Origin of the sequence: Tamlana sp. 2_MG-2023, from assembly GCF_030548465.1 — a bacterium.
Taxonomy (GTDB): Bacteria; Bacteroidota; Bacteroidia; order Flavobacteriales; family Flavobacteriaceae; genus Pseudotamlana.
This window is the reverse complement of record NZ_JAUOSF010000003.1, coordinates 18,244-32,734: the sequence shown is the minus strand read 5'-3', so window position 1 is coordinate 32,734 and position 14,491 is coordinate 18,244. Positions and strand designations below refer to the sequence as shown.

At 34.0% G+C, this 14,491-nt stretch carries 15 protein-coding genes and 1 tRNA gene; 11 read left to right on the top strand and 5 right to left on the bottom strand.

Translation table 11 applies throughout. The features are described from left to right. Nucleotides 1-1,266: 1,266 nt before the first annotated feature. From Q4566_RS05535 to Q4566_RS05515, 5 genes are all read left to right on the top strand, one after another. Complete coding sequence (locus Q4566_RS05535; protein ID WP_303419381.1) at nt 1,267-2,115, top strand: class I SAM-dependent methyltransferase; 849 nt, start codon at nt 1,267-1,269, stop codon at nt 2,113-2,115. A gap of 235 nt (nt 2,116-2,350) precedes the next feature. Then, nucleotides 2,351-2,863 carry an OmpH family outer membrane protein gene (locus Q4566_RS05530; protein ID WP_303419378.1) on the top strand — a complete coding sequence of 171 codons (513 nt, stop codon included), beginning with the start codon at nt 2,351-2,353 and terminating at the stop codon, nt 2,861-2,863. Between the two features lie 91 nt (nt 2,864-2,954). After that, nucleotides 2,955-3,845: a LytTR family DNA-binding domain-containing protein gene (locus tag Q4566_RS05525; RefSeq protein ID WP_303419376.1), complete on the top strand. Its 891-nt coding sequence runs from the start codon at nt 2,955-2,957 to the stop codon at nt 3,843-3,845. Nucleotides 3,846-3,957: 112 nt separating this feature from the next. Then, nucleotides 3,958-6,327 carry a TonB-dependent receptor gene (locus Q4566_RS05520; protein WP_303419374.1) on the top strand — a complete coding sequence of 790 codons (2,370 nt, stop codon included), beginning with the start codon at nt 3,958-3,960 and terminating at the stop codon, nt 6,325-6,327. A 6-nt stretch (nt 6,328-6,333) separates the two neighbouring features. Next, a complete protein-coding gene (locus Q4566_RS05515) occupies nt 6,334-7,179 on the top strand; it encodes a DUF4249 domain-containing protein (RefSeq protein ID WP_303419372.1) in 846 nt (281 codons plus the stop codon). 48 nt (nt 7,180-7,227) lie between these two features. Here Q4566_RS05515 and Q4566_RS05510 read toward each other — a convergent pair whose 3' ends face one another. From Q4566_RS05510 to rbfA, 4 genes are all read right to left on the bottom strand, one after another. Continuing rightward, nucleotides 7,228-7,623 (bottom strand): DoxX family protein, encoded by a 396-nt coding sequence (locus Q4566_RS05510; RefSeq protein ID WP_303419371.1) that lies wholly within the window; start codon nt 7,621-7,623, stop codon nt 7,228-7,230. A gap of 9 nt (nt 7,624-7,632) precedes the next feature. Further along, nucleotides 7,633-8,787 (bottom strand): DNA polymerase III subunit delta', encoded by a 1,155-nt coding sequence (locus Q4566_RS05505; RefSeq protein ID WP_303419368.1) that lies wholly within the window; start codon nt 8,785-8,787, stop codon nt 7,633-7,635. 173 nt (nt 8,788-8,960) lie between these two features. After that, complete coding sequence (locus Q4566_RS05500; protein ID WP_303419365.1) at nt 8,961-10,166, bottom strand: FtsX-like permease family protein; 1,206 nt, start codon at nt 10,164-10,166, stop codon at nt 8,961-8,963. 58 nt (nt 10,167-10,224) lie between these two features. Then, nucleotides 10,225-10,623, bottom strand: a complete 399-nt coding sequence (gene rbfA / locus Q4566_RS05495; protein WP_303419362.1) for a 30S ribosome-binding factor RbfA — start codon at nt 10,621-10,623, stop codon at nt 10,225-10,227. A gap of 145 nt (nt 10,624-10,768) precedes the next feature. Between rbfA and mce the strand changes: the two genes are divergently transcribed. The 3 genes from mce to Q4566_RS05480 all read left to right on the top strand — a co-directional run bounded on the left by mce (nt 10,769) and on the right by Q4566_RS05480 (nt 11,718). Then, entirely contained in the window at nt 10,769-11,173 is a 405-nt protein-coding gene (gene mce / locus Q4566_RS05490; protein ID WP_303419359.1) for a methylmalonyl-CoA epimerase, read from the top strand. Between the two features lie 48 nt (nt 11,174-11,221). Further along, nucleotides 11,222-11,295 (top strand) — tRNA-Ile (locus tag Q4566_RS05485). 201 nt (nt 11,296-11,496) lie between these two features. After that, nucleotides 11,497-11,718, top strand: coding sequence for a hypothetical protein (locus Q4566_RS05480; RefSeq protein WP_303419356.1), 222 nt, complete (start codon nt 11,497-11,499; stop codon nt 11,716-11,718). Nucleotides 11,719-11,720: 2 nt separating this feature from the next. On the opposite strand, the gene Q4566_RS05475 is transcribed toward Q4566_RS05480, so the two are convergent. Continuing rightward, nucleotides 11,721-12,311 carry a riboflavin synthase gene (locus tag Q4566_RS05475; protein WP_303419353.1) on the bottom strand — a complete coding sequence of 197 codons (591 nt, stop codon included), beginning with the start codon at nt 12,309-12,311 and terminating at the stop codon, nt 11,721-11,723. 65 nt (nt 12,312-12,376) lie between these two features. Between Q4566_RS05475 and pdxA the strand changes: the two genes are divergently transcribed. The 3 genes from pdxA (at nt 12,377) to rpmF (ending at nt 14,312) form a co-directional block, all read left to right on the top strand. Then, nucleotides 12,377-13,429, top strand: a complete 1,053-nt coding sequence (gene pdxA, locus Q4566_RS05470; RefSeq protein ID WP_303419350.1) for a 4-hydroxythreonine-4-phosphate dehydrogenase PdxA — start codon at nt 12,377-12,379, stop codon at nt 13,427-13,429. A 124-nt stretch (nt 13,430-13,553) separates the two neighbouring features. After that, nucleotides 13,554-14,099 (top strand): DUF177 domain-containing protein, encoded by a 546-nt coding sequence (locus Q4566_RS05465; protein ID WP_303419347.1) that lies wholly within the window; start codon nt 13,554-13,556, stop codon nt 14,097-14,099. A gap of 9 nt (nt 14,100-14,108) precedes the next feature. Then, nucleotides 14,109-14,312, top strand: coding sequence for a 50S ribosomal protein L32 (gene rpmF, locus Q4566_RS05460; protein ID WP_067145427.1), 204 nt, complete (start codon nt 14,109-14,111; stop codon nt 14,310-14,312). Nucleotides 14,313-14,491 lie beyond the last annotated feature (179 nt).

Here is a 14,491-nt window from a genome sequence, read left to right as displayed (position 1 = left end):
TGTAGCGGATGAAAATCCAAGATTTTAATCTAAATTCAGAGTGCTTTTTGGTAGATTTAAATTCATAAAATAGAATTAGCAGCTATTTTTTTCATCGATTTTTAAGTTAATTCACTCTTGTTAATCTGCTTTTTTACGATGAATTTTTAGTCTTAAGCGTTCGTTTTTGAGCGCTTTTTTTATGTCTGAAACAGAAAAACACAAGGATTAAAACGCCGAAAAGCTTCTGTAAATTTCGAAAAATGACTTCGTAATTTGTATAATAATGGTGGTTGGTTTGAGTCTGAAAAGTGTTTTTTTTAGATTTTTAAATCTGTTTTATGAATAGAATTCTTAATCGTTTTTTGTTTAAAATAGATCTTCAGGTTGCTTTTGTTGACTCTTTTTTGAGGCAAAATGTTTCTCTTTTTAATATGAAAAACACGTAAATTTTAATTCTACTTCTAAATTTAGAGTCGGTTTTTAATTAGTTTTTGAGTTTTATGAGATGCTTCGTTGCAGTAAATCCTGCTGAAATTTCTCGTTTTTTTGAATGCTTCGATAATCTTTTTGAGATAGAATAGCTGTTTGAAAACTTCATTTTTTTGCTTTATGTATCCTTTTGGTGGTCTTTTTAGTTTCCATTTTTTATGAGAATCGTTTTAAAATAGAGTGAAAAACGCATTGTGTTTGTGTTCTATTTTGAAGTTTCTAGATTGTTTTTAGTTGTTTTTTGTGTTTAGTTAAGGGTTCTTTTTTATCTAAAAGACGTTTGATTTTTATTTTTTTTCAAATTTCCTATAAACTTATAACTATGAAATGGGGAATTGAATACGCATGATTTATAATAATGAAAGCATCATTAATTGTGTTTTGGAAGTTTTTTTTCAAATGAATCATTAAAATTTAAACTTAAAACGATCAGCTTTTAATCTCTGTTTTTTGATTTGCTGTTCATTTTTAATGTCAAATAAGCGTTTAAAAGTTATCGTTTTTATGTTCTTTTTAAACTTCATAGGGATAGAGTAGGGCTGAATTATTTCAAATCTTATAAAATCTTTAGCATCTCAACCATGATTTTATTATCGATTTTTAATGTGTTTGGATCCAAATAATAGGTTTTGTTGTTTTAAGTTTACACAAAAAATGAAGATCTAATTATTTAAATGATCATGGTTGTGTCATTAGTTTTTCACTTTTATTTTCCCCTGTTCAGTTTATAATATTACATTTAGAACTTAATAGTTGGATTAAAATATACCATTAAATAGCTTAAATTTTCACAAAGTGACGCAGCCAAATCAATTAAAAGTTATAGATCATACCGTTTCTGGGGAAGAATTTACATTAGTAGAAAACCAAGAATTTGGATTTTTAGAAACCACTCCGAAGCCTAGTTTAGATAAATTACCGGAATATTATGAGAGTAAAGATTATATTTCTCATACCGATTCTAATCGAAATTTGTTCGAAATAGCTTATCATTTAGTAAGAGGTATTGCGCTTAAAAGAAAAATAAAGCTGATTAATAACTATGCTTCCGAAGGTAAAATTCTGCTAGATATTGGTTGTGGTACTGGTGATTTTTTAAAGGTTGCCAAGAGTCATGATTGGTATGGGTACGGTATTGAGCCTAATCAACACGCACGAGAAATGGCTAATAAAAAGACAAACGATGGTGTTTTTGATACTGATGAACTTTATAAATTTAAAGAACACCGTTTCGATGTTATTACGCTTTGGCATGTTTTAGAGCATCTTCCAGATCTCGAAAATCAGATAGAAACTTATAAAAAACTCCTAAAACCAACAGGGACTTTAATTGTTGCCGTTCCAAACCATAAAAGTTATGATGCCGAATATTATCAAGAATTTTGGGCGGCCTACGACGTGCCAAGACATCTTTGGCATTTTAGTAAAAAATCTATGCAGCGTTTATTATCCAAACATCTTTTAAAAATTGTAGATGTAAAACCAATGACTTTTGATGCTTATTATGTGAGTTTGCTTTCAGAGAAATATAAAAATGGAAGAATGAAATTGATAAAAGGTTTTCTTACTGGATTAAAGTCAAACTTCAAAGCAAGGTCTTCAAAAGAGTCTTCTTCGCTAATTTTTGTCATAAAAAACGAGTAAAACTTAATTTTAAGCAATTTTTCGTGCTTTTTAACTATCATTCATCCAAACACCAATTGGTTTTTTAAAACGCGCTTAAAACGTCTTATATAAAGCTGTTTTTGATAGAGTTTAGTTATTTAAAAATAATTTAATATAGTTTTGTTCTATATGTTAAAATCATTTGAAATCATGATTTGATTTTACTTTACTTTCCTACATTTGTTTGAATCTTAAACCAAACAAATAAATTATAATGAAGAACATATTTTACGTCGTTTTATTAGCAATTGCATTTACATCTTGTCAGCAACAAAAAATTGGTTTCGTTGATAACGGAACTGTTATTAATGAATTCCAAGAGAAGAAAGATATTGAAGCAAATTTTCAAGTTAAAGATGAAGCTTTTAAAAAACGTGCAGATAGTATCGGACAAGCATTTCAAGCTGAAGTTCAAGAAGCTCAAGCTGTAGCCCAAAAAACACCTCAAAAAGCACAAGAAATTATGGGTGGCTTACAGCAAAAACAGCAAATGTTGCAACAACAAATGCAAATTGAGCAACAAGCGATTACACAAGAATTTCAAACGCAAATTGATTCTGTTATCGTAAAAGTTAAAGATTTCGTAAATGATTACGGTAAGAAAAACGGATACACTTTTGTATTAGGAACTAGCGATGCGTCTGCCTCTGTTCTTTATGGTGCTGAGGAAAGTGATTTAACACAAACCGTATTAGAGGCTTTAAACGCCGATTATACTAAAGAATAAATTATTCAGTTATAATATAAATTTTAAAGCCAAGTGATCTCATTTGGCTTTTTTTATATCTTAATTTTTAATACGCTATTTAGCCTTAAAAATGGTTTTTAAAACTCTAAATATTCATCTTAAAAACACCGCGTGCTATTTAGATTCTAATTCATTTAAGTGGTTTTACATTTGCTGTTCCATTGGTTTTACGGTGCTTTTTTTATTGATTTTTCAACCTTTTGGAATTTCAGATGAACTCAATAATCACTCTAAATCTTACCTTGATTTTGCTGCTTTGCTCCTCGGGGTTTCTATTGCGGTTTTTTGCGGATTATACCTCTCTCAGTTTATATTACGAAGCTTTTTTAAAATTTATGAGAAACCTTTAAAAGTTTATCTCTTTTGGTTTGTCATTGAAGCCATCATTTTAGTGGCGCTTTATTTTGTGGTTAGCTTGTTTATTCCTGATTTAGGGCAGGCGAGTCGGGCGGAAGAATGGACTTTACAATTTCAGCTTAAAAATGTTTTACAAGCCTTAGCGATTTTAATTTTTCCGTTTAGTATGAGCCTGTTATTGATGATTTATAAGCATCAAAAAAGTCTTATTAATCAAATGGAAACGAAGGTGCAATTGGCTAGCAAACCAATGTTTGAAAACCCTGAAATTATTGCTATAAAAAACGAAAAAAATGCCGTGGCTTTAAAGATTAATCTTAATGATTTGGTGTTTATAAAATCGGATAACCAGTATGTCGAAATAAATTATTTCAATAGTGGAAAATTAGAAACACAACTGGTTCGTGCACGTCTGAAATCTATTTTAGATGCTTACCCTGATAAAGGGCTTGTTCGTACGCACCGCTCCTTTATTGTGAATACGCGATTTATTAAAGATTTAGAAAAAATAGGGCCAAAATATCAACAGCAATTAACTGTGGAAGGCTTAAGTACACCTGTTTCAAATTCATATTTAACATCAATTGAACCATATACTCCGTAAGGTTTTATATTTTCACTCCATAAAATTCAAAATTCACTCCAAAGTGTGTGAAAGCTATTTGTTTTTTCAAAAATTGTGTCATTTTTGTAACCCATTTTAATCGAACCATTTTATGAAACTTAAACTGAGTGCCTGCTTGATGTTGTTCAGCCTGCTGGTTTTTTCACAAGAAAATTTTACTATTAGTGGTACAGTAAAAGATGATGCCAATGGCGAATTGGTTTTCGGAGCGTCTGTATTTTTAGAGAACACTTCTGTTGGTGGTATCACCAATGCGTATGGCTTCTATTCCTTAACAGCGCCCAAGGGAACCTATAATATTGTGGTTTCTTATTTGGGTTATACTACGATTAAACAAGAGGTGGTCTTAGATGCCAATCAAAGTTTAGTTTTTGAACTCAAGGAAGATACCACGTCTCTTGATGAAGTGGTGATTACTGCGGAAGAAAGCGAAAAAGCAAACATTAGAGACCCACAAATGGGGGTTTCTTTAATCAAAAGTGCGACGATAAAACAAATTCCAGCGGTTTTAGGGGAAGTTGATGTGGTAAAATCTATTCAAATGCTGCCAGGGGTGACCAATAATGGTGAAGGGTCTAACGGATTTAATGTACGTGGTGGCGCTGTTGACCAAAACCTAGTGCTTTTAGATGAAGCCATTATCTTTAATGAATCGCATTTATTTGGCTTCTTTTCTGTTTTTAATGCCGATGTGATTAAAGATGTGAAATTGTATAAAGGAAATATTCCGGCGAATTATGGCGGGCGCGTGTCTTCGGTGTTAGATATCAGGCAAAAAGACGGTAATAGTAAAGATTTTGAAATGAATGGTGGTATTGGTTTGATATCGAGTCGATTATCTGCTGAAGGGCCGCTGTTTAAAAGTAAAGGGTCCTTTATTCTTGCTGGACGTTCTTCCTACGCCCATTTATTTTTAAAACTGGCCGATCAAGATAATACGGCTTACTTTTACGATTTTAATGCCAAAGGAAGTTATGAGATTAATCAGAATAATAGGCTCTACTTATCGGGTTATTTTGGAAGGGATGTGCTCAATTTTGATGATGCTTTTGCTAATTCTTATGGAAATACCACCTTTAACTTACGCTGGAGTCATGTTTTTAACGATAAATTATTCTCCAATTTGTCCTTCATCTATGGCAATTATAACTATCAAATCGAAATTGGTTTTATAGGTTTAGATTGGACCTCGAGTATTAAAAACATGAATGCTAAATACGATTTTAAGTATTATTTAAGCAACAAAACCACCATCGATTTTGGAGCGAGTGCTATTCGTTATAACTTTAACCCTGGTGACGTACAGCCTATTGATGAAGATTCTTCAATTAATGAATTCATTTTAGATAAAAAACGTGCGCTTGAAGCAGGGCTTTATGCCAACGTGGAACATAAGTTAAGTGATAAACTAAACGTACAAGCAGGTTTACGTTTTAGTATGTTTAACCGTTTGGGCGGACAACCTATAGCCGCCTATACGAACGACCAGCCTGTGGTTTATAATGCCGATTTAGGGATTTATGAGGAAGGCACCAAAACCGGGGAAATCGATTATGATAAAAGTGAAAGCATTGCTAATTTTTCCAATTTTGAACCACGATTAGGTTTGGCCTATCAGCTTTCTGAAAACTCTTCTGTAAAACTGGGGTATTCTAGGGTAGCACAATATTTACATTTATTATCAAACACAGCTAACGCCACGCCACTTGATGTGTGGACGCCTAGTGGATCGTTTATAGATCCGCAAATGGCAAACCAGTATTCGGCGGGCTATTTTAAAGAATTGGTAGATGGCAAATTTTCAATTGAAACCGAGGTGTATTATAAAACCGTTGATAACCGTATTGATTACATAGACGGTTCAAACTTAATTGCTAATAATAACATTGAAACCCAAATTTTACAAGGCGAGTCTCGAGCTTATGGTTTAGAGTTTTTATTCCGAAAAAATAAAGGAAAGTTTACAGGTTGGTTGGCCTATACGCTTTCTAAATCTGAACAAAAAACACCTGGAGGCACTGCGGGCGGACCAGGAATTAACAAAGGCGATTGGTATAACACGCCTTTTGATAGAACACATGATATTTCATTAACCGGAAGCTATAAACTGACCAATAAATGGAGTTTTAGCGGGAATTTCATCTTTCAAACTGGGCGCCCCGTAACGTATCCTGTTGGGCAGTATGAGTATGAAGGCCTTTCTATTGCGGTTTATGACCAAAGAAATGCCAACAGATTACCTTCCTATAACCGTTTAGATTTGGCTGCGACTTTTAAACCCAACCGTAAACCAGAGGCTCGTTGGAAAGGGGAGTGGGTGTTTAGTATTTACAATGCTTATAACCGTAAAAATGCGGCTTCTATTTCGTTTGGTCAAAACCTTGAAACAGGCGTTAATGAAGCGACGCGAACTGCTATTTTTGGTATCGTGCCTTCGGTAACTTATAATTTTAAATTTTAACAGGCTATGAAAAAATATATATACTTCAGCGTAGTTTTAGTAACACAGTTTTTGGTGTCTTGTACCGATGTCATTGATGTTGATGTACCTACCGCCGATCCGCGTTTGGTGATTGAGGCTTCTCTAGATTGGGAGATGGGCACTTTAGGAAATAACCAAACCGTAAAATTGAGTACCACTTCGGCGTATTTTGATAATAATAGTAACGATGCCGTAACAAACGCTGTAGTTTCTGTGACGCGATTAAGTGATGATATGGTTTTTAATTTCACCAATAACAATGATGGCACGTATACAACTACAAATTTTGAAGTCGATTTAAATGAAACCTATCAATTGGAGGTTTTATATGAAAATGAAGTTTATACCGCTACAGAAACTCTATTAGCGACCACTCCGATTAAAGCCGTGACTCAATCTGAAGAAGGTGGTATTCTTCCTGATGCTATAGAAGTCAATGTGTTTTTTGATGACCCAGGTGACGAAACGAATTTTTATGTGCTACGATTTAAAACCGAAGGTGACCCTTATCCTGAATTAAGAGATGTCTCTGATGAGTTTTTAAACGGTAATGAAATTAGTATCTTTTATGAAAAACGTGGTGATGATGAAGCCGATGAATTGCAACCAGGAGATGTTGTAGATATTAATTTGTTTAATGTTTCAGAGCGTTATTATAAATTCATCCAATTACTCAACAGTCAGTCGGGGTCTGGAAATCCGTTTGCACCTACGCCAGTAGAATTACGAGGAAACTGTGTGAACACCACCAATGCCGATAATTATGCTTACGGTTACTTTAGAGTGACGCAAACCAATAAACGCAGTGTCACACTCATTGATATGGACTAAAGCGGCTTAAGAAGGCTTATTTTGAGTGAATTTCGTATTTTAAGATGTTTACTGAAGCAAATACACGCCAAAAACAGCTAGAATAAAGTAAATGGCCATATTTCTAGCGCCGTCAAAATCTTTGGCAATACGTTGACCAAATAAGAATATTAGAAGAATAACACAACAAACGATGCAGCCCACTAAGGCGTAAAACGTTTCTTGATTAGCTATAATTTGGTAGATGCCTAAACTGCAAAATATCGTAGCGAAAGCTTCTAAAATGACAATGAAAACCAAAATAGCAGGTATAAAAGGCGGTACAAAAGTTTTAGAAAAATAATCTTTTAAAAAGAAAACTTGTCCTTTCCAATCACTTACTTTATCGTAAAAACTCCAGAAAAAAGTGATCACTAAAAAGCTTAAAATCAGTAATTCAGCGCTATAACTTAAAATGGTTTTCATAGTGAAATATTAAGCCTTTTTAGCATGTAATAACCGGGTGAGTTTGATGGATAAATCGGTTAGTATAATTTTAGAATTTCCGTTGCGTTCAATGTGGTAAATGGCATCTTGAAGTTCGTTACTAATGTCCATAATATTATTGCCATGAACAAAAGGGGCAAAGTTTTCAAGTTTAAATTTATCGGTTTTTGGTTCGAAAAAAACCAAATCTGTAGCATTGTAATTTAAGAGTAGCGCCTGACGGAAAAAATCTAAACAGAAGTTTAAAAACTGTTTTTGAGTTTCACGTCCGGTTTTGGCAATGTCTTCACTCCAAGAAATTAAATCGTGAATGGCTGCTTTATTACCTTTCGCTTTAAAGGCGCTTCGAATCCAGAATATAAACCAGGTTTCAAATTGAATGTCTTCAGAATCTTTAAAAGCCAAGTCACAGGCTTTATTGTAGTTTCCATTAGATTGATGTGCTATTTTGGTGGCCTTAGCGGGTTCTACCTGGTATTGGGCTATTAAAGCGTCTTTAATCACGTTCTCGGCTAGCGGCGGGAAATGTAATATTTGGCAGCGCGAACGAATCGTATTTATAATTTGCTCTTCGTCTTCGGCTATTAAAAGGAAAACCGTGTCTTTTGGTGGCTCTTCTATTAGTTTTAAAAGCTTATTGGCACAGGCAGAATTCATTTTTTCGGCCATCCAGATAAGCATTACTTTGTGTCCGCCTTCATACGATTTTAGCGTGAGTGCTTTTACGATTTCAACGGCTTCGTCAACACCAATTTGACCTTGCTTGTTGTCTACACCAAGAAGTTTGTACCAATCGAAAAGGTTGCCATAGGGCTGCTCGTTAAGCAATTGGCGCCATTCTTCTAAATAAAAACCAGATACGGGTTTACTCTTTACCTTATCACTAGTGGTTACAGGAAAAGCAAAGTGTAAATCGGGATGTGAAAAGTTTTTAAATTTTAGGTTACAACTTTCGTTTCCAGTATTGTTTTCTCCGCCAGAATTTGAACATAAAATGTATTGCGCATAGGCTAATGCCATGGGTAAAGTACCGCAGCCTTCATTTCCAACAAAAAGTTGGGCATGTGGTATGCGCCCGTTATCCACACTCTGGGTGAGGTGTTTTTTTATGTGTTCTTGGCCTAAAATATTGGAGAATAACATGAAGCAAACTTACACATTTTTTTAGTTTTTAGGTACGGATTTTAACTTGTCAGAACCAAAAGTTGCAAAAGAAGTACTTAGCCCCGCAAGAAGGATTGAGCAATTTGTTTGAGCTCCTCGCAGAGAGCGAGTTGTGAAAGCCTGGTTGCCATTTTTCTTGGCAACTTGCCCTATTAAATATTATTAATAAGAGATTCTGTGATGCGTACCGAGGCTATTTTAGAGGCGATTATACCTAGAATAGAAATGGTGAAAAAGACAATAAAAAAGTTTTCAACCTCTATGGCAATAGGATAGGCCAGTGTTGGAGTGATCATAAGCAAGCTAAAATGTTGCTGTAATAATGTAACGATAAACGCGATAATAATACCTATTATACCGCCAATTATACTCATTAAACTGCCTTGAAGGAAGAAAATTTGCCGGATGTCTTTTTGAGTCACACCTATGTTATATAATGTTGATAGACTTTCTTTCTTGTCTAACATCATCATGATTAAGGAGCCAATAACATTGAAAAATGCGATAATTAAAACGAGTGTAAAAATGAGGTAAACGACTAAATTTTCGGTGTTTAGCATTTTATATAGCGCATCGTTTAGTTGTGCTCGGTTTTTTAAAATGACTTTATTGCCTAGTGTTGCTTGAATTTTGGCGCGTGCATTTTCAACATCTACTCCGTCTTTTAATTTAAACTCAAGTCCTGAAATTTGGTTGGTTTCGTAATTTAAAAGTTTTTTTGCGAGGTCGATAGATGAAAATACATAGGTTTCGTTTAAACTTTCGTTTATAAAAAAAACACCAACATTGATCACTTTTACCGTATTAAATGCGTTTTTAGATGATGTTATTTGTCCGGTTCCAGGCTTAGGAACATACAAGTTTATGTTTTTTGTAAAATTTAAAACGCCCAGTGATAAGTCGTTTGAAATACCCCAACCTACTACAATTTGATTGCTTTTTTGGTCTAACCAATCGCCGTGATCAATAACCGAATCGATGCTAACTACATTTCGATAATTTTCATCTACACCTTTTATAACCGCAAGTGCATTTTTATCTTGAGATTCAATTATAATGCGCTCTTCTATAGTTTTAGAATAGGAGGCGATGTCTTCAATTTTATTTAAATTTTCAACATCAAAAGGGTAGAGCATGAAGGATTTTCCAACGGCCGATTCAGCTTTTAAATCGGGGTCGACCACACTTGTAAATTCAAGTGTAAAATCTTTTAGACCAGAAAATCCAGAAAGTACAATAAACAAAGATCCAGCACCTACAATAACGCCTGCAATGGCGATGTAAGTGATGAAATTAATGGCATTATTAGAGCTTTTGGAGCGTAAATAACGTTTTGCGATGTACAAAGAAACATTCATGAGGTTAATATTATGAAAAAATAATGACTAAATGAATGTTGGAATGGTGCTAAAATAATTATGATTTTTTTCTTTGGTCTAAGATTGTAGGATCTTTAATAGGGTTTTCTTCACCTTTTAAAGATTTTTCTATTTTATCGATATACTCTAAAGAATCGTCTATAAAGAATTCTAAATGGGGCATACGTCTCAATTGATTTCTAGTGCGCTGCGCCAATTCATGACGAATTAACGGCGTGTTCGATTTTATACCTTCAAGAAGTTCTTTGGCTTTGTCGTTAGGAAAAATGCTTAAATACACTTTGGCAACCGATAAATCTACCGTTACTTTTACCTTGGAAACCGATATTAAAACGCCGCGCATACCGCCTTCGGTAGCAGCACGTTGTAACACATCTACTAAATCGTTTTGTAAAACCGTTCCTATTTTTTTTTGTCTTTGACTTTCTTCTTCCACAGTATATAAATTATAACCCTTTAGAGGTTTAGATTGCAAAAATACGTATAATTCGAGATTATGCTGTATTTAGAATGCTATTTTCGTATTTTGATATGTGAAATATGAGGTTTTCGCTTTCGCGGAAATGTAAAATCTATAGTTTATGAATAAAATTGAGCACATAGGCATCGCCGTTAAAAACCTTGAAGACTCCAATAACTTGTTTGCTAAGCTTTTTGGAAAGTCACATTATAAAATTGAAGCAGTAGCCACTGAAGGCGTAAAAACATCTTTTTTTCAAGTTGGTGAAAATAAAATTGAACTGCTGGAGGCCACAACAAATGATAGTGCCATCGCTAAATTTATAGCTAAAAATGGGGAAGGGATTCATCATATTGCATTCGCAGTGGACGACATTTTAGCTGAAATTGAGCGACTTAAAAAAGAAGGGTTTAAGGTACTTCATGAAACACCTAAAAAAGGTGCTGACAATAAACTAGTGGCCTTTTTGCATCCGAAATCTTCCAATGGTGTTTTAATTGAATTATGTCAAGAGATAAAGGAATGATTTTCTTGGTAGATATTAAAATAAGTAGTAATATTGCACTCCAATTTCGGTCCTATAACTCAGTTGGTTAGAGTATCTGACTCATAATCAGAAAGTCCATGGTTCGAGCCCATGTGGGACCACTTTTAGAAATTGCAAAGCCTTACAGAAATGTGAGGCTTTTTTTGTACTCAATATTTTTTAATTATTTGCAATTTTAAAATAATGTAGTGAGTAATAGTGGGTCATGCATTAGTAAGATGTTTTTTAGGGAATTGTCTTTTAATAAAAATAATTTTAAGTTAATATTAATTAGTCAGTTTTTTTTATAAATTTGCCGCTGTATGATGACCCAAATTAAAAAAATCATTTTTTTAAGCTTATTTGTTTTAGTAAGCTTTTCTGCTGTAGCGAATGCAGATGATCCACCTACGCCTGCAGGGGGAGGTGTAGCTCCACCACCACCACCACCAGGTCTTCCTATTGATGGTGGCATATTAGCAGGAGTTTGTTTAGCATTAGTTTATGGTGCTAAAAAAACACTATTGAGTAAAGATAAAGAGTAACCTTATTGGTTTAAAGCGGTAAGACGCGCTACATATTTCCCTAAAACATCAAATTCTAAGTTTACAACTGTCCCTTTTTTAAAGGTGTTAAAGTTTGTATGCTCGTAGGTATACGGTATAATAGCTACGCTAAAACAGTCTTTTTTAGAGTTTACAACGGTTAAACTCGTGCCGTTTACAGTGATAGAACCTTTTTCAATGGTGATATTATTTAAACTTGAATCGTATTCAAAGGTAAATACCCAACTACCATTTTCTTCTTTAACTTCTGTACAAACACCAGTTTGGTCTACATGACCCTGAACAATATGGCCATCCAAGCGATCACCGAGTTTCATAGCGCGTTCTAAATTTACGCGATCATTAATTTTTAAAGCGCCTAAACTTGTTTTTTCTAAGGTTTCTTTAATTGCGGTTACGGTGTATTCATCGTGATTAATATTTACCACAGTCAAGCATACCCCGTTATGGGCAACACTTTGGTCTATTTTTAACTCTGAAGTAATTTGGCTTTTTATGGTAATATGAAGATTGTCTAATTCATTTTTCAAATTAGAAACCGTACCAATCGTTTCAATAATTCCCGTAAACATAATATTATGCGTTTATTTAGTTAAATTTGCAACATCAAAATTACGAACAATAGTTATCATTTTTAATGAAGCAAACAGAAAATATAGTAGTAGGAATTTCAATAGGTGATTTAAATGGCATCGGAGGAGAAATTGTTTTAAAAACATTTGAAGATGCAAGAATATTAGATTTTTGTACCCCTGTCATTTTTGCTTCCATTAAAGTGATGTCCTTTTTTAAGACACACTTTAATTCCGAAATCAATTTCCATAGTATAAAAGACATGAGTCAAGTTGTGCTTGGGAAGGTAAATGTTTTGAACTGCTGGAACGAGCCCGTTAAAATTGAATTTGGTAAAGAAGACACTAATATTGGTGCATTTGCCATAAAGTCTTTAGAGGCTGCAACAAAAGCGTTGAAGGAAGGCACAATTGATGTTTTAGTTACGGCACCTATCAATAAGTTTAATATTCAGTCTGAAGATTTTAAATTCCCCGGTCACACCGATTATTTAGCGCAGGAATTAGAAGGTGATAGTTTAATGTTTATGGTTAACGACACCTTGAGGGTGGGCTTGTTCACCGATCATGTGCCTGTAAAGGACATTGCCACGCATATTACACCTGAGTTAATTGAAAAGAAAATCGCAACGGTTTACGAATCGCTTCAAAAGGATTTTAAAATTCAAAAACCTAAAATAGCCGTTTTGGGTATTAATCCGCATACGGGAGATAATGGGGTTATTGGAAGTGAAGACGATACCGTTTTAAGGCCAACCCTTCAAAAAATTAAGGAAAGCGGCAAATTGGTTTACGGACCTTATGCTGCCGATAGTTTTTTTGGATCAAATAATTATAAGAATTTCGATGCCATTATTGCGTCGTATCACGATCAAGGCTTAATTCCGTTTAAAACGTTATCATTCGGGCAGGGCGTTAATTTCACGGCAGGATTAAATAAAGTACGTACATCTCCAGATCATGGTACGGCCTATGAAATAGCAGGAAAAGGAACTGCTGATGAAAATTCGTTTAAAGAAGCGGTATATAGTGCCATGAAAATCTTTAAAAATCGTTCGGAGCATGAGGAACTCACAGCAAATCCTTTAAAAAAGGCTTCACGAAATGAGCGCCGTTAAGCCCTTGATTCCTAGATTTTTCGGGCAAAGCGAAAGATATTTAAGATATAAACAAAAAAATGTTAATAAGTAATGCTGCGTAAATAAAAATTTATATATTTGCGGGCTCAAAATAGATGTGATTATGAAGTCGTTAAAAGAGTTTACAATTCCATTTGTAGGGTTAAAAATAGGCAAACATCATTTTGAGTATGAAGTTGAACAGCCGTTCTTTGAACATTTTGAGTATGAAGATTTTAACAGTGTAAAGGTTAATGTTGATCTTGTTTTAGAAAAGAAATCAACATTATTAGAGTTACATTTTAAAATTTCAGGATGGGTTAACGTGAATTGCGATTTAACCAACGAACCTTATAATCAAGACATCGAAAATGAGTTTGATTTGGTGGTGAAGTTTGGTGATGAGTATAACGATGAAAATATTGACTTATTAATTGTTCCTCACGGAACGTATGAAATTAATATTCAGCAATATATTTATGAGTTAATTATACTTGCAGTTCCTATTAAACGTATACACCCAGGAGTTGAAGATGGTACGCTAGATTCAGAGATACTCAAAAAATTAGAAGAGTTAAGCCCGAAGCTTAAGGAAGATAAAGAGAAAGACAAGTCAGAGGAGATCGATCCTCGTTGGAATACATTAAAGAAATTATTAACGGATAAATAAAAACATAAAATGGCACATCCTAAGAGAAAAATCTCGAAAACAAGAAGAGATAAAAGAAGAACACACTACAAAGCAACTGCGCCACAGATTGCGACTTGCCCAACAACAGGTGAGGCTCACTTATACCATAGAGCACACTGGCATGAAGGAAAATTATACTACAGAGGTCAAGTATTGATTGATAATTCTGCAGAAATAGAAAATGTGGCATAATTAGTTATGCACGCATATTAAAAAACGCTCATTTATGAGCGTTTTTTTTATGAATTAATTTTTATGATTAACAAAAACGCGTAATTTGCGGAATATTACTTCAAGATTTAGTAGTTTTCGCCAAATTTTGAACGTTTTTGTCCATTTTTAATAAATTTTTGGTCAAATTAACTATAAAG